This window comes from Sphingopyxis sp. GW821-FHT02C12 (assembly GCF_059421785.1).
This window is the reverse complement of the sequence record NZ_JBWKVQ010000001.1, coordinates 1530047-1552280: the sequence shown is the minus strand read 5'-3', so window position 1 is coordinate 1552280 and position 22234 is coordinate 1530047. Positions and strand designations below refer to the sequence as shown.

Genomic DNA, 22234 nt, shown 5'->3' with positions numbered 1-22234 from the left:
ATAGATCATCCTGGGAGGGAAATATGAAAACGATTGCCTGCACGAGCCTTGCCGCCTTCGCCGCCGCACTCGCGGCCACGCCAGCCGCCGCACAGGAAACGGCCCCCGCCGACGTCGCGGCCGACGTGGGCGACACGATCGTCGTCACCGCGCAGAAGCGCGCCGAGAATATCCAGGACGTGCCGATCTCGATCGCAGCGGTCAGCGGCGAGGCGATGGAAAGCGCCAATGTGCTGACCGTGATGGACCTCGGCCGGGTCGCGACCAATTTCCAGACGGTGCGCTCGTCGAACACCGGCTCGACGCGCATCGGCATCCGCGGCGTCGGCAGCCTCGCCAACACCCTGATCGAGCCGAGCGTCGCGGTGTTCGTCGACGGCGTCTATGTCCCGCGCTCGGGCTCGATCCTCGGCGCCTTCCTCGACATCGACGGGGTCGAGGTGCTGCGCGGGCCGCAGGGCACCCTGTTCGGCCGCAACGCCAGCGTCGGCGCGCTGTCGATCCGCAGCGCGCTGCCCGAGAATGAATTTTCGGGCGCGGTCTCGGCCGAAGCCGGATCGTTCGATCGCTACAAGCTGTCGGGACACGTCAATATTCCGCTCGGCGAAAACGTCGCGGCGCGCGTCGCGGCGATGGGCCAATGGTATGACGGACCGTGGAAGAACCGCTACGACGGCAGGACCTATGGCGGGTCCGACGACGTCGCGGTGCGCGGCACCGTCAAGGCCGAGTTCGGCAATCTCGAATGGATCGTGCGCGGCGATTATGTGCGGCTCGACGGCGACGGCGTCGTCAATTTCGACTTCGACCCCGCCTCGGTCGCCCCGGCGCGCCTCGCCTTCCTCCGCGCCGCGTTCAGCGGCGGCTCCGACACCAATTTGAACGACCGGGTGATGAACCAGTCGGTCGCCTCGGGGCTGCTCGACAAGAATTGGGGCGTGTCGAGCATCGCCTCGCTCGACATCGCCGGCGGATCGACGCTGCGCCTCGTCAACAGCTATCGCAAATGGACGAACGACCAGCTCGACGGCGACATCGTCTTCCTGCCCGTCCCGCTTGCGACGCGGCGCAGCCTGTTCGATTCGGGGAGCTGGAACCACGAGCTGCAATTCATCTCGCCCGAACGTGAATGGCTGAACGGTCATTTCGACATGGTCGCCGGTCTTTACTATTTCGAAGAGAAATTTGCGCTCGGCGAGCAGCTCAATATGGACACGCAATATTGCAACGTCCTCGTTCCCGCCGGGCCGGGGCGCACCGCCTGCGCCGCCTATTACGCCAGCACCGGCGGCATCGCGGCGACCGATCAGGATGTGTTCCAGAAGGTCCGCAGCATCGCCGCCTATGCGCAGGGCAACATCTACCTCGCCGACGCGCTGACGCTGACGCTCGGCGGGCGCTGGACCAACGACCGCAAGCGCGGCAGCTATTCGCAGCTCTCCAGCCCCTTCACCCAGACGATCCGCGCGCCCGAAGTGCTGGACTATCCCGGCCTCTCCGAAAGCCGCTTCACCTATCGCGTCAGCCTCAACTACAAGCCGTCCGACGATGTGATGCTCTTCGCCACCCATTCGACCGGCTACAAGTCGGGCGGCTATAATTCGGGCGGCGGCATACCTTCGCTGTCGACCTTCGATCCCCAAGGCAATCTGATCTCGACGCGGCGCGTGTTCGATCGCGAGACGGTCAAGAATTACGAGTTCGGTGCCAAGACGAGCTGGCTCGACCGGGCGCTGACCGCGAACATCACCTTTTTCCGCATGGACATCGCGGGCTTTCAGGATCGCGCCTTCGACGGGGTCAGCTTCGTCGTCCGCAACGCCGGCAATCTGCGCCAGCAAGGTTTCGAACTCGATCTGCGGCTCGCGCCGAGCGACCGTTTCTCGCTCTCGGGATCGCTCGCCTATCTCGACTCCGAATTCACCGATTTCACAGGCGCTTCGGGCCTGCCGGGCATCGGCGGGACGCAGGATCTGACGGGCAAGCCCAACAGTTTTTCGCCGCCATGGTCGGGCAATGTCGCGGTCGACTGGAACGGCGACATCGGGTCGAGCGGCTGGACCTGGGCGGCGAACGCCAATGTCTCGTTCGTGTCCGACCAATATGTCGGCACCGTCAACGACGCCAATCCGCAATCGATCGCCGACGGCTACGCCCTGCTCGGCGCTCGCCTGGCGCTGAACGGCCCCGACGACCGCTGGTCGCTCGCGATCTTCGGCAGCAACCTCACCAACACCCATTATCGCCCGCTCGCGGTCTATCAGCCGCTCGGCGGCGCGCTCGGCCTCAACAACGGCGCCTTTCCGGGGAGCACGGCGAATCGCGTCCTCGCGAACGAACCGCGCACCTATGGCGTCAGCGCAACGATCCGGTTTTGAAGCCAACGCTGCGGCACGTTGCTAGCGACGTCGTGCCGCAGTTGGCCGTTTGGAGACGGACCGCTTCTAGGCGGAAATCGCGCGAAGCAGACATTTGATCCTCAACAGTGCCAGCAAGTGGCCGCGCACGCTTTGCGGGGGGCCGGTGCCAACTCTTCGATGTTGGCGAAAACGCTTTCCAACGACCAGCGGAGATCGGTGATACCAGCGGCAAGGCAAGCGCCCGAAACGCGCTGGTATGCCGGTAAAGAAGTTCGTGCTTGCAGAAAACCGACACGACGAATCGCGGATGCCGGAAGATTTGGGAAGCGCACTCTCCAAACTCTTTGATTTTGATAGCGCGTTATACAAATCAATTGACTCACCTTGCGCGCCCGACCTAGCTTTGGCAGCGAACAGACGCTGGCGACCCCGTCGATCGGCGCAGCAATCCGGGAGCATATGATGACCGATCAGGCGATGAACTTCCGAGGCGACCGGCATCCGGCCGACTCCTATGAAGACGTGCTCGCACGCGAGGACCGCCCGATCCCCGCCTATATGCGCGAAGGCCGCCAGCTTGGCGACGGCGCGATGACCGTTGCGACCGAACGCTATTGCAGCCCCGCCTTCGCCGCCAAGGAGGTCCGCCACGTCTGGCTGAAGACCTGGCAGTTCGCGTGCCGCGAAGAAGACATCCCCAAGCCTGGCGATTTTCACGTCTATGAAGTCGTCGGCAAGTCTCTGATCGTCATCCGCCAGGACGACGGGTCGATCAAGGCGCTGCACAATGTCTGCCTGCACCGCGGGCGCAAGCTGGTGTCGGGCAAGGGATGCCGCAGCGAGATCAAATGCCCCTACCACGCCTTCACCTGGGCGATCGACGGGGCGTACAAGAGCAATCCGATCCCGTGGGATTTCCCGCACATCGAGCCCGCCGAATTCCGCCTTCCCGAAGCGCGCGTCGACACCTGGGGCGGCTTCGTCTTCGTCAACTTCGATCCCGGCGTCAAGCCGCTGCTCGACGTCATAGCCCCGCTGGCGACCGACTTCGAACGCTTCGACTTCGCCAACCGCTATCGCGCGATCTGGGTCCAGAAAAAGTGCCGCTGCAACTGGAAGGCGCTGTCGGAGGCCTTCGCCGAATCCTTCCACAGCATCACCACCCATCCGCAGATCCTGCCCGGGATCGGAGACGCCAACAGCCAGTTCGACTGTCCGAACGATTATGTATCGCGGCAATTCTCGGCCACAGGGATCGCCAGCCCCTTTATCGCGCCGCTGAGCGAGCAGGAGATTTTCAGCCATCTGACCGGCGCGCGCACGCGCATCGCGGTCGACGGCGGCGCGCAGTTGCCCGAAGGCGCGACCGCGCGCTCGGCGCTCGCGGCGATGGCGCGCGAGAATCTCGCCGCCGAAACGGGCAAGGACTATAGCGACGCGACCGACGGCGAGATGCTCGATTCAATCCTCTACGACGTCTTTCCGAACATGGCCTTCTGGGCCGGCCATGTCTCGAACATCGTCTATCGCTGGCGGCCCAACGGGCTGTCGCCGAACGAGGCGATCATGGACATCATGATCCTGAAGCCCGTTCCGGCGAGCGGCGAGCGTCCGCGCCCCGCCCCCGCCTTTGAAATCGGGCTCGACGAATCGATGACGCTAGCGAACGACATTCTGGGGCCCGGGCTTGCCGCGGTCTTCGAGCAGGACATGCTCAACCTGCCGCAGGTCCAGGCAGGACTCGAGGCGTCGGAGACCGGGCGCGTCTATCTTGGTCGCTATGCCGAGCAGAAGATTCGCGCGCTCCACCTGATGATCGACCGCTACATCGCCGCGGGCGAAGCCTTAGAGGCGTGACGCGGACGGTCTGAGCGCGCGGCCGGAAAGTCGCGCGCTCAGACCGGCGCGCGTTCGCGTTCGTCGACGCGCGTCAGCAGCTCGCCGATCGCATCCTCGACATTCGCCGACGAAAATTCGTTGAGCATCACGGTCAGGATATGCTGCTGCGCGCGCGCGAGGAAGACATTCTGCAGCCGCGGGTCGAAGCGATCGCGCACCGTGGGATAATCGGGGAGGTGCGTCGCGACGATCGTCGGCGCGTCGATCATCCAGTGGAAGGCATCGACGCTGATCGCGAGGCGGTACATGAAGCGGAATTCGTCGAGGCTGATCGGCGGGCCGCCGGCGGTGCGATACTGGTCAACGAACGCCTCCATCAGCGCCTCGCGCTTTGCGTCCATCAGGTCGAGTTCGGCGGCGCAGGCCATGCCCCAGAAAGCGCGCGCGATGTTCATCTGTCCTGCGCTGCCCCAGTCGAGGAAGCCGACGCCGAGGCGGTTCTGTTCGTCGCGCCAGAACCAGGCATTGTCGATGTTGATGTTCCAGTGGCACAGCGCGATGAAATCGGACGCGGCGTTCAGATAGCCATAGATCTTGTCCTGATGCTCGATCACGAGGCGCGTCTCGCGCGCGAAGCGATCGAGAAATTCGTCGGTCGCGAAATTCTTGGGCAGCAGGTGCGGCGCCTTTTTCGCATAGGCGCGCAGCCGTTCGATACGCAGGTCGACATTGGCCTGATCGTGCGGGAAGCGTTCGCCGCCGATCTGCCGCGGCCCCGGGAAGCGGAACTTCTCAGCGATCGTCGATCCCAGCTTGCCCGCGCGATGCTCGCCCGCGAGCGCCGCATTCGCACGGCTGACGACGAGATAGCGGTCGAACTGGTCGTCGAGCCGGAAATCCTGGCACTTCTCGAGCGCGGGTTCGATAGCGCCCTCGCCATAGCCGATCCGCTCGGTGATCAGGATGCCGCACAGCGCCTCGCTGTTGAAATCGGCAAAGAAGGCGGTCGGGATCGGCACCGGCAGCGGGGTCTGGATCGACAGCAGATAAAAGCGCACCTCGGCCTGCATGGGCCAGGTGAATATCTCGCGCTGCGGATGCCCCTCGTCGAGCGGAAATTTGACGAACAGCTGCCGCGCGAGCCCGTCGCCGCGCGCATATTCGACATCGAGCAGCAATTTGCGCCCCATGCCGCCGCCGACGAATTCGTCGGCGCGCGTGATCGCGGTCACCCGGTCGTCGGCCGGCAGCGTGCCCACCGCATGAAAGGCGCGCGTCAGAAAGTCGGCGCCAACCTTGCGAAAGGATTCGATCGTTGTCGGAAACTCGGTGCCGGTTTCCTCGCCTGTTACCACTTCAGGAAGCACGATATTTCCTCCATTCGGACCCGCGGGACCGGATATCCGGCGCTGGCCGGATCAATGTTCGATGATGGCGACAACCTCGCCGACGGGATAGACCTCGCCGACGACGCCGATGCGCCGGACCTTGCCCGAAACGGGGGCTTCGACGTCCTGCGCGGTCTTCTCGCTTTCGAGCGTATAGAGGATCGCGCCCTCGACGATGTCGGCGCTATCGTCGACATGCCATTCGACCAGCGTGCCTTCGGACATGCCAGCGCCGAGGCCGGGAATGCAGATTTCGGTTTTCATAGTCGCTCCAAATGATGATGTCATGAAAGGCCCGGTGCGGCCGCCCCGACAGGGGCTGCCACCGGTTCGGAACGCGCTGCGGCCGGCCGCAGCGCGGTGCAGCCGTTGCGGATGACCGCCACGTCGCGCTCGACCGCCACTGCCCTGAAATCGACGATATCGTCATCGACCCACAGGTCGACGCGCAGCGTTTCGCCGGGAAACAGCGGCGCCGTGAAACGCGCGCCGTGGCTGAAGATGCGGCTGCTATCGCCGCCCACGACATGCTGCAAAATCGCGCGGCAGGTCATGCCGAAGGTACAGAGCCCGTGCATGATCGGCCCCGGGAACCCGACGCGCATCGCGACTGCCGGGTCGGCGTGGAGCGGGTTGCCGTCGCCGTTCAGCCGATAGAGCAGCGCCTGGTCGCGCCGCGTCGGCATCGACACGCTGATGTCGGGCGCGCGCGCCGGCTCGTCGGCCTGCTGCACACGTTCGGCGCGTGGTCCGCCGAACCCCCCGTCGCCGCGCGCGAAGATCGTGTTGACCAGCGCCGCGACATCGGCGCCGCCCTCATCGGTCCAGCGTGTCTCGGTCACGACGACCGCGCCACGCCCTTCGCCCTTGTCTTCGACGCTGATCGTGCGCGTGCTGGTGAACAGCGTGTCGGCGGGCCGCAGCGGGCGATAGATAAGAATCTCCTGCTCGCCGTGGACGACCTTCGGAAAATCGAAGCTGCTCTTCCGCAGCCCCGGGCCGGCGGCCAGCGGCGGCATGATGCTACCGCCGAGCACGGTCACCGCCGTGGGCACGAGTTGCAGCCCCGGTTCGTACACGAAGGGCAATCCGCCCGCGTCCTCGCCCATTCCGATGCTCAGCGCGTAGAGGATCGCGTCCTTCGTCGTGTAGGAGAAGGAGCGCCGTTCGCTCGCTTCGCTCAATATGTCGGGGTAGTGGATCGGCACCTATTTTCCTTTTGAAGCGGATGCGCCACCCGGCAGCCCGCTCCCCGCCAAAGGCCGGGGAAGCAGGCCCGCCGGGCCGCGCCTTACCCCATGATCCGCTTGATCGCGGTGGTGACCTCGTCCTCGCTGTAGAGGAACGCCTGCTCGAGCGGCGGGCTGAACGGCACCGGGGAATATTTGGACCCGATCCGCTGCACCGGCGCCTTCAGGTCACTGAACAGCTCTTCGTGGATGCGCGAGGAGATTTCGGCCCCGGTCCCGAACGACTTGATCGCTTCGTGGACGATCACCGCGCGCCCGGTCTTGGCGACCGAGTTGAGCACGGTTTCCTCGTCGAACGGCGCGATCGTGCGCAGGTCGATGACCTCGACGTTGATGCCGTCGCCCGCCAGCCTCTCGGCCATTTCGTCCATCAGCCGCACCGGGCGGCCATAGGTGATGACCGAGACGTCGGAGCCTTCGCGGCGGACGCGCGCCTTGCCGAGCGGAACCTTGAAACCGGGCGCGGGCGCCTCGCCCTGCTGCGAGTACATCATGATGTCCTCGATGAACAAGGTCGGGTCATCGTCTTCGATCGCCGACAGCAGCAGCCCCTTGGCCTCGGCGGGATTGGACGCCGACACCACTTTCATGCCCGGAACATGCGCGAACCATGCTTCGAGCATGTCGCTGTGCTGGCCGCCAAACCCGACCCCGGCGCCGGTGGTGCAGCGCACCGTCAGCGGAACCCAGGTCTTGCCGCCCGACATGAAGCGGAGCTTCGCCGCATGGTTGACGAGCTGGTCCATGCACACGGTCAGGAAGTTCATGAACATGATCTCGGCGACGGGACGATAGCCCGCGATCGCGGCGCCGACCGCCGCGCCCATGATCGCCTGTTCAGCGATCGGCGTCGTGCGGACGCGTCCGGTGCCATATTTGGTCGACAGCCCCTTGGTGGCCTTGAAGACGCCGCCGCCCTGTGCGTCGGCAATGTCCTCACCCATGATCATGACCTTGGGATCGGCCGCCATCGCCTCGTCGAGTGCCTGGTTGATCGCCTGCGCGAAGCTGATCTTGTCGGTGTTGCTCACGCGCGGATCTCCTCTTTCAGCACGTCGATCCTCAATTCCTCGAGGCCCGGATATTCGCTGGACAGCGCATGTTCGACCGCCGCGTCGAGCTCGGCATCGATCGTCGCCTCGATCGCCGCGATCTCTTCCTCGCTCACCCCGCGATCGAGCAGCAGCGTGCGAAACGCCGGGATCGGGTCATTAGCCTTCGCTTCTTCCTGCAGCTCCTTCGGAACATAGGAAAAATCGGCGCCGAAGGTGTGCCCGAGCATGCGATAGGTCATCGCCTCGATCAGCGTCGGCCCCTCGCCGGCGCGGGCGCGGTCGACTGCGGCCTTGGCGGCGCTATACATTTCGATGGGGTTGTTCCCGTCGACCTTCACCGCCTCCATGCTGTAGCCCGGCGCGCGGTCGATGATCTGTTTCGCCGACGTGCTGGCGGCATAGGCGGTATGTTCGCCGTAACGATTGTTCTGGCACAGGAAGATCACCGGCAGCTTCCACAGCGAGGCGAGGTTCAGAGCCTCGTGGAACGCGCCGATGTTGGTCGCACCATCGCCGAAGCAGACCACCGTCACGCGGCCATCGCCCGATTCCTGCGAAGCGAGTGCCAGTCCGTTGGCGATCGGCAGGCCGGCGCCGACGATGCCCGTCGTGACCATCACACCCGTGGCGGGATCGGTGATGTGCATCGGGCCGCCCTTGCCCTTGCAGGTGCCGGTCACCTTGCCGGTGAATTCGGCCCACAGATCCTTGAGCGGAATGCCTTTCGCGACCTGGTCGTGGACGCCGCGATAGGTGGTCACCAGATAATCGTCGATGTTGAGCGCGCTCATCATCGATGCCGAGAGCACTTCCTGGCCGCGCACCGGATAATAGACGAGCCGCAGCTTGCCGCTCATCAGCATCTGCCGAAACCGTTCGTCGGTCTTGTAGACCCGCATCGACCGGCGGAAAATCTCGATCAGAGTCGCGCCGTCGATATCATTGGCCTGGTCCAGTTGCTGGGCCATCCGTTCATCCTCCCTCGTCTTTCGGGTCCCCGCGCACGGCGGCGATACCCGGAATCATCATTTTGACAATCTATCATGCGTTATAGAAATGGCGAAGGCAAGAGACCATCCGGCGCCTGTCGGCGACCATCATCCGATCGTCCTGTCCGACGGCCAATAGGGCGCGCGCAACTGGCGCTTGTTCACCTTGCCCGCCGGATTGCGCCCGACGTCGGGTACGAAATCGATCGACCGCGGGCATTTATAGGCAGCGAGCTGGCCGCGCAGCCAAGCAAGCAGCGCCTCGGCTTCGGGGGGCGTCACCGGGTCGCGCGGAATGACCAGCGCCTTCGCCTCTTCGCCAAGGTCGGCGTTGGGCACGCCGATGACGACCGCGTCGACGATATCGGGATGCGCGACCAGCAGATGCTCGATCTCGGCGGGATAGATGTTCACCCCGCCGCTGACGATCATGTCCGACACGCGGTCGGTGATGTAGAGGAAACCCTCCTCGTCATAATAGCCGACGTCGCCGAGCGTGAAGACCCCCGGTTCGCGGTGCGCCGCACGGGTCTTTTCGGGATCGCCGCGATAGACGATCCCGCGCCCGCGCGTGTCGCGAAAGAAGATCTGACCCGGCACATTGGGACCGAGCCGCTCGCCCTCCTCGCTGTAGATCTCGAGCTCGAAGGGTGCGATCGTCTTGCCGACCGATCCCGGATGCGCCAGCCACTCGTCCGAATAGATAAGGTTGGTCGTCCCGCTTTCGGTGCCGCCATAGGCCTCGACGAGGACGGGGCCGAACCAGTCGATCATCGCGCGCTTGACCTCGGGCGGGCACGCGGCGCCGGTGTGCGTCACCACCTTGAGCGAGCCGACATCGAAGCGCGCGCGCACCGAATCGGGCAGCGAAAGCAGGCGCTTGAAATGCGTCGGCACCATCAGCGTCGTGACGATGCGATATCGCTCGATGAGTTCGAGCGCCCGCTCGGCGTCGAATTTGGTCATCACGACGAGCGGATGGCCCGCGCCGAGGATGCGGACCGAGGTCAGCGAGGCGTTGAAGTAGAGCGGACCGAGGCACAGGTGCGTGCCTTCGGGTCGTTCGGCGGTCCACTCGCGCAGCATCGCGAAGAAGCCCGCGACCGTGTCGGCCTGGGGCAATGTGGTGTCGACCGCGTCGATCGCCTTGGGGAAGCCCGTCGTTCCCGAGGTGAATTGCAGATAGCGGCGCGGCGGCATGTCGTCGGGCGCCGGCGCGTCGGACTGGGCCGCGAGCCACGCCTCCCACGCGGTCGCCCCGGCCTTCGCATCGCACCGCCAGCCGATCAGTTCGACGCCGCCGGCGGCGCGCGCCACCTCACCGCCGAGGTCCACCGTCTCGGGACCGACGAACAGGATTTCGGCCGCCGATTCGCGGAGGACATAGGCCAGTTCGTCGGCCTTGAGGTTCGGGTTGACCGGCACCGCCGAAACGCCGGCGTGCAGGCAGGCCAGATAGGCGACCACCGCTTCGCTCGAATTGGCCGCGAAGACCGCGACGCGGCGCTCGGGTCCCAGCGGGTGCGCAAGCAGGCCGTTCACCACCCGGTTCAGCATCGCGTCGAGCTCGGTCCAGCTCAGCGAAATCCGGTCGTCGGCGAGTGCCAGACCGTCTCCAGCGATTGCGACCATCCGATGCGACGCGAGCGCCATAGTCTCTCCTCTCCTTCGCGGTCCGCCGCCACGGCCGACCGCCGCCCGGTTTCGTTGAACCGGGAATCACATGGCCGGTCGCTATCATCGCGCCGGGCCAAAGTGAATAGTATTATATGTTATAAAATTATTGCGACGCGCCTTTGGCTCAGGGCAAGACGTAGCCACCGTCGACCAGCAGCTCGGCGCCGGTCGCGAACCCAGCCTCGTCGCTCGCAAGGAAAAGCACCGCATTCGCGATTTCCCGCGGCAGGCCCAGCCGCCCGATCGGATGCCGTGCAATGGCCGCGGCGCGCATCGCATCGGCATCGGGCGCCTGCCGGATCAGTTCGGCGACGAGGGGCGTTTCGACATAGCCCGGGTGGACCGAATTGACGCGAACGCCGAGCGGTGCCCATTCGAGCGCCGCGACCTTGGTGAGCTGCGCAACCCCCGCCTTGGACGCGCAATAGGCTGCACCGCGGATCACCGCCGCCTTGCTGGCGACCGAACTGATGTTGACGATGGCGCCGCCGCCGTTGGCGACGATCGCCGCGCCGCCATAGCGCAGCCCGAGAAATACCCCGTCGAGGTTGATCGCGAGGATGCGCCGCCAGTTCGCAAAATCATGCTGCAACAGCTCCTGGCCGCCAACCGCGACCCCGGCGCAATTGACCAGGATGTCGAGCCCGCCAAAACCGCCGAGCGTGTCGTGGACGACGCGCTGCCAATCGGCCTCGCTGGTCACGTCGAGCCGTTCGAAGGCCGCTTGCACGCCGCCTTCACTCAGCTTCGCCGCCAGCGCTTCGCCCACCTCGACATCGATGTCGGCGACGACGACGCGCGCGCCCTCTTCGCCCAGCCGTTCGGCGATCGCCGCCCCGATGCCCGACGCCGCGCCGGTGACGATCGCAACCTTGCCCGCAACCCTGCCATTGCTGCCCATGTCTCTCTCCCTCGATGCCGCGCCCTCTTCGCCGTTGGCGCGCTCCGCCGGAGCGCGCCAACCGGGACGCGTGCGATTTTGCCCGGACCATCGGTACCGGTTCGAGAAATATTAGCGCACGCTATATTATTATACCAGAGGCTTGTTCACCGTTCGGCGACTCCGGACGATCGCAAGGCTCAACGCTCGCTCGCCGCCTTTTTCGCAGGGGACCGGCGGGTGGTGGTCGCGGTTTTCGCCGCACCGCGCTTCCCGGCTTTCGTCGCAGCCGTGTCGCCGCCAGCCGCCTTGTCGGCCGTCGCGCCCGCCGCCTCGGCGACACCCTGTCCCTGCTGCTTGGCCTTGTGGGTCTGGAGGAAAGCGGCGCGCAATTCGCCAGGCTCGACCTCGGCCATCTTGCGGAAGGTCATCCAGCTCGGCCGGCTGTTCCGGAGGTCGTGCAGCCACTGCTCGGCCTCGGCCTTGTGCCTGCCGCGCGTCGAGGCCGCGACGATCATCAAAAAGCCTTCGCAAACCCGTTCGACGAGCAGTTGATCCTCGATATCGCCGATGCACCAGTCGGTCAGCGTCGCATAGGTGTTCGTCGTCAGATAGGCGGTGATATGCTCGGGCGTGACCTTGGTCTGGAGCCCCTTTTCCTCGTCGAGCATCTCGACGAAGGGCTTGTACGCATTGGTCGACATCAGCCGTACCGCGTTACGCAGCGCGCGGTCGGATTGCGCCGAATTGTAAACCGACATGATCGCGGTCGTATAGGATCGCAGCTGCGTGTTGCGCGAATGGACCTTGATCATCCGCTCGATCTGCCCTTCGAGCGTCTTGCGCGGGAATTTGTAATAGACGGAATTGTTGAATTCCTGGGTATATTGGGTGACCGCCAGCGTGATCACATGATCCTTGCTGCCAAAGGCATTATACAGCGTCTTCTGCGCGATACCCGCGCGCGCGCACAGCTCGCGAACGCTGAGCTCCGCGACCCCCGACTGGGCGATCATCTTGCGCGCGACGCGCAGGATCCGCTCGCGCCGTTCCATGATGCTGTCGCTCTTATATTTGGTCGGGCGTCCGGCGACGGATTCTTCCATGCTCTCTCTCCTGCCGGGATGGTCCCGCGAATCTTACATCCTGTGCGGCCATGGCCCGTTGCTGCCGATCACCCCTGACGTTTCGCACGGTTCACCAGTGCGTTTCAATCATGTTTCGCGCGCGCCATCTTGTCATGCCGCGCAACATTATATAGCGAATTGCAATATTATATATGGACGGGAGACCAAGATGCTGGACCACAAGCCCTGGAGCCAATCGATCGAAGCCGATCCGCTGCTGCTCGAAGAGGTCCGGAAACAGGGCATCGTGGATGACAGCTATATCGTCCAGCCGCTCGACGTCATCCGCCGCACCATGGCGCGAAGGATGACCGAGTCCTTTGGCGAAGTGCCCCATTTCTCCCTGAAATCGAAGATCGAGGTCGACCGGCTGCAGGCGGTGCGCGCGGCGATCAACGCCGGCCGCACCGACGACCGGATCTCGTTCAACGACCTGATCATCAAGGCCGCGGCGATCGCCATCGCCCGCTACCCCGCGATCAACGCCAGCTATCATCCTAAGGGCATATTGCTCCACGCCCACGCCGATATCGCGGTTGCGGTCGCGATCGAAGGCGGGCTGATCACCCCGATCATCCGCGCGGCGGAGGAAAAATCGGTCGCCGACATCTCGGCCGAAATGAAGGACATGGCGGCCCGCGCGCGCCGCAAGCGATTGTTGCCCGAGGAATATTCGGGCGGCACGATGACCATTTCCAACCTCGGCATGTTCGGCGTCACCGAATTCACCTCGATCATCAATCCGCCGCAGGCGTGCATCCTGTCGGTCGGCGCCGCCTTCGAGGAGTATCGCGTGGCGGGCGGCGCGCCCTATGTCGCGACGGTGATCGCGCCCACGCTCACCTGCGATCATCGCGTCGTCGACGGCGCGACCGGCGCGCGCTGGCTCCAGCAACTGCGCGAGGTGATCGAAGCGCCCGAGGAATGGGCGACGGCCTAGCTCTTCGCTTCCAGATAGCGGAGCAGCGCATCGCGCATCAACGCATAGGGGTCGGTCAGCACTTCGGCCGGGCGGGCGACGAACGCGTCGCGCAGATATTGCGAATGGAGGTCGGGAAACAGCGCGGTTTCGCCGCTCGCCCAGCCGTCGAGGATGTTCGCCGCGATCTCCCGCGGCGAGGTTTTCGCGAAGTCGGTACTGCGCATCATGTCGGTGTCCATCAGCCCCGGATAGGCGAGCGAGACCGCGACATTGGGCATCGCGCCGCGCACCGCATGGCCGAGCATCGTACCGGCGGCCTTGCTGGCGCTGTACAGTTCGGCGCCATGCGCGGGCACGAGCGCGGCGAGCGACAGTATCGAAATGAAGCCGCCGCCGCGCGCTTCGAGGTGCGGACCGAAGGCATAGACCAGCCGCAGCGGCCCGAAGAAGTTGGTCTCCATCGTCGCGCGCGCGCCGTCGAGCGTCGTTTCGAGCAGCGGCACCATATGCGTCACGCCCGCATTGCTGACCACAATGTCGATGTCGCCGAGCTTCGCAGCGGCGGCGACCTGCGCGTCGTCCGTCACGTCGAGCGCGACCGGAACCGCACGTGCGCCGAAACGATCGAGCGCCGATCCGAAGCTCGCGACATCGCGCGCGCCGCAATAGACTTTGGCGGCCCCCCGCGCGAAGGCGGCCTCGACCAGCGCCGCCCCCAATCCCCGGTTGGCGCCGGTAACCAACAGCGTCTTGCCCTCGAAACTCCGGTCATCGCTCATCTGGCACCCCTTCTTCTGTGGCTGGACAGGACGGCCCCAATGCCGCCCAGGCGAGTCGTTCGGCGAGCGCCCCGCCCGCGGGGCCGCGATCGCGGTCGTGCCACCCGGGAACGACGGCGGCGGGGACCTGATAGGTCAGGCAGGTTCCGACCACGTCGTCGGCCTTGTGCGTGTCGAGGATGATCGTCGCGAGCCGGTTGATCTCCGCGTCGGACCAGGCGCAATCGGGCGCGACATCGCGATAGGCCGAACGGTTGAGGAAGGTGGCGCAGAAATTGCGCCAGCTTTCACGCGTCGCGGTATGGACGAGCAGCCAGCCGTCGCGCGCGCGCCAGAGCGACAGCGGCGGACACAGCGGCAGGTCGTCGGGCGCGTGGTCCGCATGATCACGCGCCCTCTGCACGGACGGCAAGCATGCGACCGCGGCACCCGACACGAGCGCGAGCAGCGCAGCGGCAGCGTCGCCCGGTGCCAAGCCGCCCGGCAGCGCGACCTCCCGGTCGAATGCTTCGCCGCCCGGCGCGGTGGCGCCCGCGGGCAAGGCCGGCACTGCGGCGCCGGGCCAGAATTTCATCATGGCGCGCAGCGGCGGACCGCCCGGAGCATCGATCGCCAAGGCCGTTGCCTCGCCCTAGGCCTCGGGCGCCAGCGCGCGCGACCAAGCGCCTGCGAAATCGCCCGACAGCACCCCCTCCGCAGCCCCGCGCCCCGGCGCAAACGCCGCCAGCACCTCGTCGAGCCGCTGATCGAGCGCGTCGGACGACGGCTCGGCGGCATCGGGCGCGGCGCACAGGACCAGTTCGACCTCGGTCGTCTGCTCGTCGCGAGGCCAGGCCGCCATCATGGACAGTTCGCCGCCGGCTTCGACGAAGCAGATATTCGGGAAATGCGACTGCGCGCCGACGACGCGCGCGCCCAGATGCGCAACGACGCGTTTCCAGTTGGCATCGACCACGCGCGTCCGGCGTCCGGCCAGCCGGTAGTGCGTGCGTGCTTCGAGCCATGGGTGCAGCGCTCCGAGCGCGCCGGCAAGCTCAGGTGCCTCGCCGCTCTGGTCGATCCACAGCCAGCCGCCGAGTTCGGCCAAACGCAGCGGCACCAGCGAATGCGCGCAGCGATCGATATTGCCGAAGTCGCGTTCGTCGGGGATCGCCATCAGCTTGCCGAACGTGTCGTAGGTCCAGCTGTGATATTGGCAGCGAAAGGCGCGCGCGCGCCCGGTCGGGGTCCGCACCACGGGCGCGCCGCGGTGTCGGCAACTGTTGTAATAGCCCCTGATCTTTTGATCGACCGACCGGACCATGACCGTCGGGATGCGGGTGCGGTCCCAGGTGAAATAGCCGCCGGCATCGGCCAGTTCCTCGGCGCGGCCGACCGGCATCCAGAATCGGGCAAAAATCTGCTTGAGTTCGCGTTCGTAAAGGTCGGCCCCGCCCTCGAAATTCCCGGAAAGAGCCGCGTCTTCCACGGGCGCGGCAGGCAGCGTCAGCGACAATGATCATCTCCCGAACGACAGCGACGGCTGTTCTTTTCACACCAGCCGTATCGCATTCTCCGAACAAACTCTAGCACGCATTCCCCTTTTCATATAGTGATCGCGAAAACATGGCGCACCGGACGCGATTTCGGCAGCGCAGGAACCAGAACAGCAGGGCGAGGAGCAGAGACGATGGATCAGGCGCTCATGGACCGGATCAAGGGCAAGATCCTGGCCGAATTCGATCGCGAGGGACTGCCCGAAGGCTTCCCCGAGCTGCCGGTGATTCCGGCGGGGCGTTACACCGAACAGCTCTTCTTCGACCTCGAGCAGGAGCATATGTGGGCGCGAACCTGGCTCTATGCGGGCCGCGCCGAGCAACTGCCGCGCCCGGCAAGCTATCAGCTCTGGGGCTATAGCGGGCCGTCGATCGTCCTCGTCCGCGACACCGCGGGGCGAATCCGCGCCTTCCTCAACCAGAGTCCCAACGACGCGCCGCTGGTGCCGCTGACCGACCCGGGCGCGCACCAGCATGAAATGCCCTTCGACGCGCCGGGGCGGATGTTCATGCAGGTCGAATTCCCCGACTTCGACCTGCCCGGCGGCACCCTGCAATGCCAGCGCAAGGGCTGGACCTACGACCTCGACGGACGGCTCGTCGCGGTGCCCACCGGCCAGACGCTCGAAAGCGTGCCGCACGCGCAGCGCCAGCTCACCGAATATCGCTGCGACGTCTGGGACGGCTTCGTCTTCGTCAATCGCGATCCCGACGCCATCCCGCTGCCCGAATGGCTGGGTCCGGTCGTGCCGCAGATGGCGCAATATGAGGGCGCGAAACTCCGGATGTTCTCGCGCGCCACCGTGCTGCTGCGGACCAACTGGAAGGTCGCGACCGAAGCCTTTCAGGAGGTCTACCACTTCAAGCACATCCATCATCACGACGGCGTCGTCTCGCTCGACCAGCGCGGCGTGACCCACGCGATGTTCCCGCACGGCCATTCGCGCATGGTGACGCCCTTCGCCAAGCGGCAGCAGGAAATGATGGGCATGGCGGGCCCGACCGACTGGGAAACTGCGGCGGACAGCGCGCGCGAATCGCTGATCGGCACCGGTACGCCGTTGATCACGACGGTGCAGTCGATCGTCAACGGCGCGGTCCTGACCTACAGCCTCTTCCCCAATCTGACGACGCCGACCTCGGCGCGCGGGCTCCCGATCCTCGCCGCCTGGCCGGTCGATCCCGCGCACACCTTCTTCGAATGGACCTCGTTCGTGCCCGACTGGGGCGAGGACACCCCCGCGATCGACCAGATGCGGCAGGCGGTGCTGCAGACCCCGATGACGATCATGGAAGAGGATGTCCGCAACATGGAGCCGATGTTCCTGTCGCTCTCCTCGCCCGGGCTGCCGGGGCTGCGCATCGGCTATAACGAGCGCCGCCTCTATAATTCGGCCGAGGTGCTCGACCGGATCATCGGCATCGACCGCATCCCCGAACGCCTGCGCGTCCGCCAGCTTCTCGACGGCTTCGTGGAGCAAGACTGATGACCCTCGGGCGCATGGCGGTACTGCAACCCTTCGGATTCCTGGCGATCGAGGAGGCCGAGGTTCCGGCTCCGACGGGGCATCAGGTTGCGGTCGAGATGTTCGCCGCGGCGATCACCGCTGCCGATGTGGCGCTGCTCGCGCGGTCCGACGAGTCCGACTGGCAGCCGCTGGTGCCGGGGCTCGAGGGGGCCGGCGTCGTCACCGCGATCGGCGAGGCGGTGACGCGGGTCAATGTCGGGGATCAGGTCGTCATCGGGGCGACATCCGAGGGCGCCGAGCGGGCCGATCGTCCGGTCTCGACCTGGACGACCAATGCGCTTGTCGATGAACATCATGTCGCGCCCTTCCCGCGCGACGTCGGTACCGACCGCGACAGCCTGGGGCTGCTTGGCGCAACAGCGGCCGTCGCCGCCACGCTCGCGACGCAGGTCGGCGAAGCCGAAGCGGATGAACCGGTCGTCGTCGCCGGGAGCGGCGGATTGGCGCTCGCGACGGTCGCCACGCTGCGCGCCGCCGGCGCTGCCAGCATTGTCGCGGTCGCGCCCGATCATGCCCATGCCGCGGCCGCAGCAGCAGGCGCGAGCCTGTGCCTGAGCATCGGCACCGATCTCGGCGCGGCCGGCGCGCGGCGCGGCTTCGACTGCCGCGAAGAGATTTCGCCGGACCCCGGCGCGCTCGATCCCGGACTCGCATGGACCGATGCGCGCACCCAGCCGCTCGATCGCGACCGCGCGATGGCCGCGTTGACCCAGTGGATGGCCGCCGGGCACTTCAGTCCCTCGGTAGCGATCGGCAAACGCTACACGATCGAGCAGATCAACGAGGCGGTGATGGAGATCGAGGGCGGGCGCATCGCGGGCGCCGGGCTGGTCGTCATGGAACCGCTGAAATAGGCTTACCCACAGCGCCTCCATTTCCGCTTGCCTCGATCGGTGAAATGATATTAGCACGCGATATAGAAATTGTTGAAGAGAAGGGCTGGGCCGCACCTGACGGACCGGCCCCTCCCTGAAAACAGCGGCGCGTTCGGGAGAGTGACATGGATATTCGGGGAAAGTGTGCATTGGTCACGGGGGCAAGCGGCGGCATCGGGCGCGCCTGCGCGCTGATGCTCGCCCGCAATGGCGCGCGCACGATCATCCTTGCCGACATCGACGAAAAGGGTCTGGCCGCCGTCGCCGCAGAGGTCGCCAGCCTTGGCGCCGAAGCGCTGACCGAGACGGTCGACCTGTCGGATTCCGCCGCCGCGATCGCGATGTACGCGCGCGCCGAGGAACGGTCGGGCGGCCTCGACATCATCCACAATAATGCCGGCATCATGGGCGGCCCGCCCGATTTTCCCGACGATAATATCGACCGCATGATCGCCGCGATGCAGATCAACCTGATCGCGATGATGATCGGCACGAAGATGGGCGTCGGCTTCCTGCGCGCCCGGTCCGTCCCGGGGGTGATTATCAACACCGCATCGACCGCGGCGCTCGGCCCGCTGCCCAAGGACCCCGCCTATGCCGCGTCCAAGCGGGGTATTCTCGCCTATTCGGAATCGTGCAAGCCGCTGCACGCCGAGTTCGGGATTCGCGTGATCCCGCTCTGCCCCGCCGTCACCGACACCCCGATCGTCGCCAAGGACGCCGACTGGCTCCAGCCGATCCTCGAATCAATCCGCCTGCTGCAGCCCGAGGAAATCGCTGAAGAAGTGCGGCGGATCATCGAGGACGACAGCGTTTCGGGCGAGGCCGTCGTGGTCCACAACGAGCCGCTGGCGCAATGAAGCGACCGCGGGCGCGGGCGGACCTGACCGCCACCCGGCCCGCACAGTCACGAAGCAGAAACAACGGATCATACATGGCCACAATCACCTATATCGAACCCGACGGCTCCGAACGTATCGTCGACGTCAAAGCCGGCCTTTCGCTGATGGAGGGCGCGATCAACAATGGCGTCAACGGCATCGAGGCCGATTGCGGCGGCGTGTGCGCCTGCGCCACCTGCCACATCTATGTGGACGCCGACTGGATAGAGGCGGCGGGGCCCCGCACCGACATCGAGGAAGCGATGCTCGACCTCGCGAACGAGGTTCGCGAGAACAGCCGCTTGTCATGCCAGGTCAAGGTGACCGACGGCATGGATGGCCTGATCCTGTCGATCCCCGAAGAGCAGCGCTAGCCGGCTGTGGAGAGGGTTGGCCACCCGCCCAAGCCCTCCCTCCGCCTCCCTCGCCCGCACGGCCTTCGCGACCGCAGGTTTCGCGCGAAATACATATCGTTATAATTTCTCAATAATCCCAGTTTTCGTGGATTTATTGCAGAATTTCCCGAGATTCCGCTCTTGACAATCGATCCAACCATCTATTTGTATAACACGTCCTCCATTTAGGAGGCGATGCACGCAAGATGCACTGGGAGAGGGAGGATCAATTCATGACGAATCCGTCAAATCTGTCTGGCGCCATGGACAGGGCGTCGAAATGGAAGCTTGGCTGGGGCGCTTCGCTGCTCGCCATCGCAACGCTCTGTCCCGTCGCCGCGCAGGCGCAGGATAGCGAGCCGAAGCCCGCGCCCGCCCAGCGCAGTGCCGCAGGCGACGACGAGATCATCGTCACCGCGCGCCGGACGCAGGAACGGCTAATCGACGTCCCCGTCGCGGCCGCCACGCTGTCGAGCGAGGCGCTGCAGCGCTATGCGACCAGCGACCTTTCCGAAATCGCCAATCAGGTGGTCGGCGTCCAGCTGACCCGCACCCCCTCGTCGTCGAGCGGCGGCAGCTTTTCGATCCGCGGCGTCGGCAACCTCGCCAACGACCTTGGCAACGAACAGCCGGTGGCGATGAACTTCGACGGCGTCCAGCTGACGCGCGGCCGCGTCGTCACCATGGCGCAGTTCGACCTCGAACGGATCGAAGTGCTGAAGGGGCCGCAAGCGCTGTTCTTCGGCCGCAACAGCCCGGCGGGGGTCGTGTCGATTCTCAGTGCGACGCCCAAGCTGGGCGGCGAGATCGAGGGTTATGCAACCGCGCAATATCAGTTCAAGACCAATACGCCGTCGATCGAAGGCGCGCTCACGCTGCCCGTCGGCGACAATTTCGCGGTGCGCGTCGCAGGGCGCGTCAGCCGGATGCAGGACGGCTATCTGCGCTATGTCGGCGAACCGATCGCCGATCCGTTCCCCGCCGAAGCGGGCCTGATCCTGCCGGGGTCGGGATATGAATGGGGCCCCGGCACCAAGTCGAGCGCGGTGCGCGGAACAGCGCTGTGGAAGCCCTCCGATAATTTCACCGTCACGCTGCGGTCGCTCTATTCGACCGAACGCAACCGTGGCGGATCGGGCACGCGCGAGGTCGTCCACTGCGGCGGCACGGCGCCGACCTCCTATGGCATCCGCGATCCGTTCGGAGACTGCGTCGCCAACAATGTGACGTCGAACGGACTGCCGCCACTGCAGGTGACGCGCAACCTCTACAACGGCCCCGAGGACGGAAAGCCGTTCAGCAAGACGCGCGTGTCGCTGTCGTCGCTGACGCTCGACCTCGCGGTCGGCGCGATCGACCTCACCTCGGTGACCGGCTATTATGACTATAAGAACAGCGCGTTCGACAATTTCGATTATACGGTCTTTGGCCAGGCGACGAACACGCAGCGCGACAAGGGCTGGCAGTTCTCGCAGGAATTCCGTGCGGTCTCCAACTATGACGGACCGATCAATTTTTCGGCGGGTCTCTTTTACCAGAACGAACGGCGGCAATATGTCGCAGGCACCAAGATCGCGGCGCTGGGCCCGTTCACCGGCCCCGGCGAGTTCAACGGCATCTACGACACGCTGATCTCGACCGGCCAGAGCCGCGGCAAGACCTATTCGGCCTTTGCCCAGCTCCGCTGGTCGATCCTCGACAACCTCGAGCTTGCGGGCGGCGCCCGCTGGACGCGCGAAGAAAAGTCGACGAATATCGGCAACATCTTCAACCGCCTGCCGTCCTTCTCGCCCGTCGGCTTCCGCTACAAGCCCGAGTTCGAGGGCGAGAATGTGTCGCCCGAAGCGACGCTGACCTGGAAGGTGACCCCCGACGTCACCATCTATGGCGCCTACAAGACCGGCTATCTGTCAGGCGGCGCATCGAACCCGTCGACCGTCGCCAATTATTCGACGCTCCCCGACCCGAACCGTCCGTTCCTGTTCGACGAGGAAACCGTCGAGGGCGGCGAAGTCGGGATCAAGGCGTCGCTGCTGGGCGGAAAGCTGACCGGCGACCTCACGGCCTATCGCTACAATTATGACGGGCTGCAGGTGCAGACCTTCGATGCGACAACGACGTCCTTCTTCACCCAGAATGCCGGCGGGTCGCGCAACCAGGGAATCGAGGGCCAGATCCGCTTCCGCGCGTCGCAGGACCTGACGCTGCGTCTCGCGGCCTCCTATGCCGACCTCAAGTTCACCGATTTCGACGGCGCGCAATGCTACGCCGGACAGACGGTGCTTCCGGTCGCGGCGCCCGGAACGACGAAGACCCCCGGCGCCTGCTATTCGACCGGGGTCGGCACCGGCAAGGCGCGCTACATGACGGGCCTGCGCTATGGCCCCGCGCCGTTCCAGGCGATCGTCGGGGTCAGCTATGAAACCCCGATCAGCAGCGACTGGGCGGTCGGTTTTACCGTAGACGGCTATATCTACAACAAGACCCCCGCTTGGCAGATTCCCTATTCGCCGGGTCAGGAATCGCACGAGATCGTCAATGCGTCGCTGCGCCTCAGCCGGCTCGACGACAGCTGGCAGTTCGCACTGATCGCGACCAACCTGTTCGACAGCAATTGGCATCCGCCGGCGACGACCGACAAGCCGCTCGGCACCGCCGGCGACATCATGGCGGACTCGCCGGTCCCGCGGCTCGTGACGCTGCAAGCGACCTTCCGCTTCTGACAGAAACCCCGGGCAACTCTCTAGGGCAAA

Annotated in this window: 19 protein-coding genes; 8 read left to right on the top strand and 11 right to left on the bottom strand. The window is 65.4% G+C overall.

All coding sequences use genetic code 11. The features are described 5' to 3' along the window. Positions 1–23: 23 nt before the first annotated feature. Both AC07U1_RS07340 and AC07U1_RS07335 read left to right on the top strand, forming a co-directional pair. Complete coding sequence (locus tag AC07U1_RS07340; RefSeq protein ID WP_495176977.1) at positions 24–2378, top strand: TonB-dependent receptor; 2355 nt, start codon at positions 24–26, stop codon at positions 2376–2378. 366 nt (positions 2379–2744) lie between these two features. Beyond that, positions 2745–4217: an aromatic ring-hydroxylating oxygenase subunit alpha gene (locus AC07U1_RS07335; RefSeq protein ID WP_495197674.1), complete on the top strand. Its 1473-nt coding sequence runs from the start codon at positions 2745–2747 to the stop codon at positions 4215–4217. A gap of 38 nt (positions 4218–4255) precedes the next feature. Here AC07U1_RS07335 and AC07U1_RS07330 read toward each other — a convergent pair whose 3' ends face one another. The 8 genes from AC07U1_RS07330 to AC07U1_RS07295 all read right to left on the bottom strand — a co-directional run bounded on the left by AC07U1_RS07330 (position 4256) and on the right by AC07U1_RS07295 (position 12544). Continuing rightward, positions 4256–5566 carry a hypothetical protein gene (locus AC07U1_RS07330; RefSeq protein ID WP_495176979.1) on the bottom strand — a complete coding sequence of 437 codons (1311 nt, stop codon included), beginning with the start codon at positions 5564–5566 and terminating at the stop codon, positions 4256–4258. Positions 5567–5617: 51 nt separating this feature from the next. Further along, positions 5618–5851 (bottom strand): biotin/lipoyl-containing protein, encoded by a 234-nt coding sequence (locus tag AC07U1_RS07325; protein ID WP_187141240.1) that lies wholly within the window; start codon positions 5849–5851, stop codon positions 5618–5620. A gap of 20 nt (positions 5852–5871) precedes the next feature. Beyond that, positions 5872–6795, bottom strand: a complete 924-nt coding sequence (locus AC07U1_RS07320; RefSeq protein WP_495176980.1) for a MaoC family dehydratase — start codon at positions 6793–6795, stop codon at positions 5872–5874. Positions 6796–6878: 83 nt separating this feature from the next. Then, a complete protein-coding gene (locus AC07U1_RS07315; protein ID WP_495176981.1) occupies positions 6879–7868 on the bottom strand; it encodes an alpha-ketoacid dehydrogenase subunit beta in 990 nt (329 codons plus the stop codon). Further along, complete coding sequence (locus tag AC07U1_RS07310; protein WP_495176982.1) at positions 7865–8860, bottom strand: thiamine pyrophosphate-dependent dehydrogenase E1 component subunit alpha; 996 nt, start codon at positions 8858–8860, stop codon at positions 7865–7867. The genes AC07U1_RS07315 and AC07U1_RS07310 overlap by 4 nt, the downstream gene beginning before the upstream one ends. A 129-nt stretch (positions 8861–8989) precedes the next feature. Next, entirely contained in the window at positions 8990–10534 is a 1545-nt protein-coding gene (locus AC07U1_RS07305; protein ID WP_495176983.1) for an AMP-binding protein, read from the bottom strand. A gap of 148 nt (positions 10535–10682) precedes the next feature. Then, entirely contained in the window at positions 10683–11459 is a 777-nt protein-coding gene (locus AC07U1_RS07300; RefSeq protein WP_495176984.1) for an SDR family NAD(P)-dependent oxidoreductase, read from the bottom strand. Positions 11460–11638: 179 nt separating this feature from the next. Then, positions 11639–12544 (bottom strand): TetR/AcrR family transcriptional regulator, encoded by a 906-nt coding sequence (locus AC07U1_RS07295; protein WP_495176985.1) that lies wholly within the window; start codon positions 12542–12544, stop codon positions 11639–11641. A 190-nt stretch (positions 12545–12734) separates the two neighbouring features. On the opposite strand from AC07U1_RS07295, the gene AC07U1_RS07290 reads away from it, so the two are divergent. Beyond that, entirely contained in the window at positions 12735–13505 is a 771-nt protein-coding gene (locus tag AC07U1_RS07290; protein WP_495176986.1) for a 2-oxo acid dehydrogenase subunit E2, read from the top strand. Here the strand turns inward: AC07U1_RS07290 and AC07U1_RS07285 are convergent. From AC07U1_RS07285 to AC07U1_RS07275, 3 genes are read right to left on the bottom strand one after another with little or no spacing between them, the layout of a single operon-like run. Then, positions 13502–14266 (bottom strand): SDR family NAD(P)-dependent oxidoreductase, encoded by a 765-nt coding sequence (locus AC07U1_RS07285; RefSeq protein ID WP_495176987.1) that lies wholly within the window; start codon positions 14264–14266, stop codon positions 13502–13504. The two genes, AC07U1_RS07290 and AC07U1_RS07285, sit on opposite strands and share 4 nt — an antisense overlap. Beyond that, positions 14256–14840, bottom strand: coding sequence for a CoA transferase (locus tag AC07U1_RS07280; protein WP_495197673.1), 585 nt, complete (start codon positions 14838–14840; stop codon positions 14256–14258). Before AC07U1_RS07280 ends, AC07U1_RS07285 begins: the two co-directional genes overlap by 11 nt. 57 nt (positions 14841–14897) lie before the next feature. Continuing rightward, positions 14898–15761, bottom strand: a complete 864-nt coding sequence (locus AC07U1_RS07275; RefSeq protein ID WP_495176989.1) for an aromatic ring-hydroxylating oxygenase subunit alpha — start codon at positions 15759–15761, stop codon at positions 14898–14900. A gap of 174 nt (positions 15762–15935) precedes the next feature. On the opposite strand from AC07U1_RS07275, the gene AC07U1_RS07270 reads away from it, so the two are divergent. From AC07U1_RS07270 to AC07U1_RS07250, 5 genes are all read left to right on the top strand, one after another. Further along, positions 15936–17288, top strand: a complete 1353-nt coding sequence (locus AC07U1_RS07270) for an aromatic ring-hydroxylating oxygenase subunit alpha (protein ID WP_495176990.1) — start codon at positions 15936–15938, stop codon at positions 17286–17288. Then, positions 17288–18184, top strand: coding sequence for an alcohol dehydrogenase catalytic domain-containing protein (locus AC07U1_RS07265; protein WP_495176991.1), 897 nt, complete (start codon positions 17288–17290; stop codon positions 18182–18184). Before AC07U1_RS07270 ends, AC07U1_RS07265 begins: the two co-directional genes overlap by 1 nt. A gap of 170 nt (positions 18185–18354) precedes the next feature. Next, complete coding sequence (locus AC07U1_RS07260; RefSeq protein WP_495176992.1) at positions 18355–19065, top strand: SDR family NAD(P)-dependent oxidoreductase; 711 nt, start codon at positions 18355–18357, stop codon at positions 19063–19065. A gap of 74 nt (positions 19066–19139) precedes the next feature. After that, positions 19140–19460 carry a 2Fe-2S iron-sulfur cluster-binding protein gene (locus tag AC07U1_RS07255; protein ID WP_187141228.1) on the top strand — a complete coding sequence of 107 codons (321 nt, stop codon included), beginning with the start codon at positions 19140–19142 and terminating at the stop codon, positions 19458–19460. A 254-nt stretch (positions 19461–19714) separates the two neighbouring features. After that, positions 19715–22204 (top strand): TonB-dependent receptor, encoded by a 2490-nt coding sequence (locus AC07U1_RS07250; RefSeq protein WP_056342676.1) that lies wholly within the window; start codon positions 19715–19717, stop codon positions 22202–22204. Positions 22205–22234 lie beyond the last annotated feature (30 nt).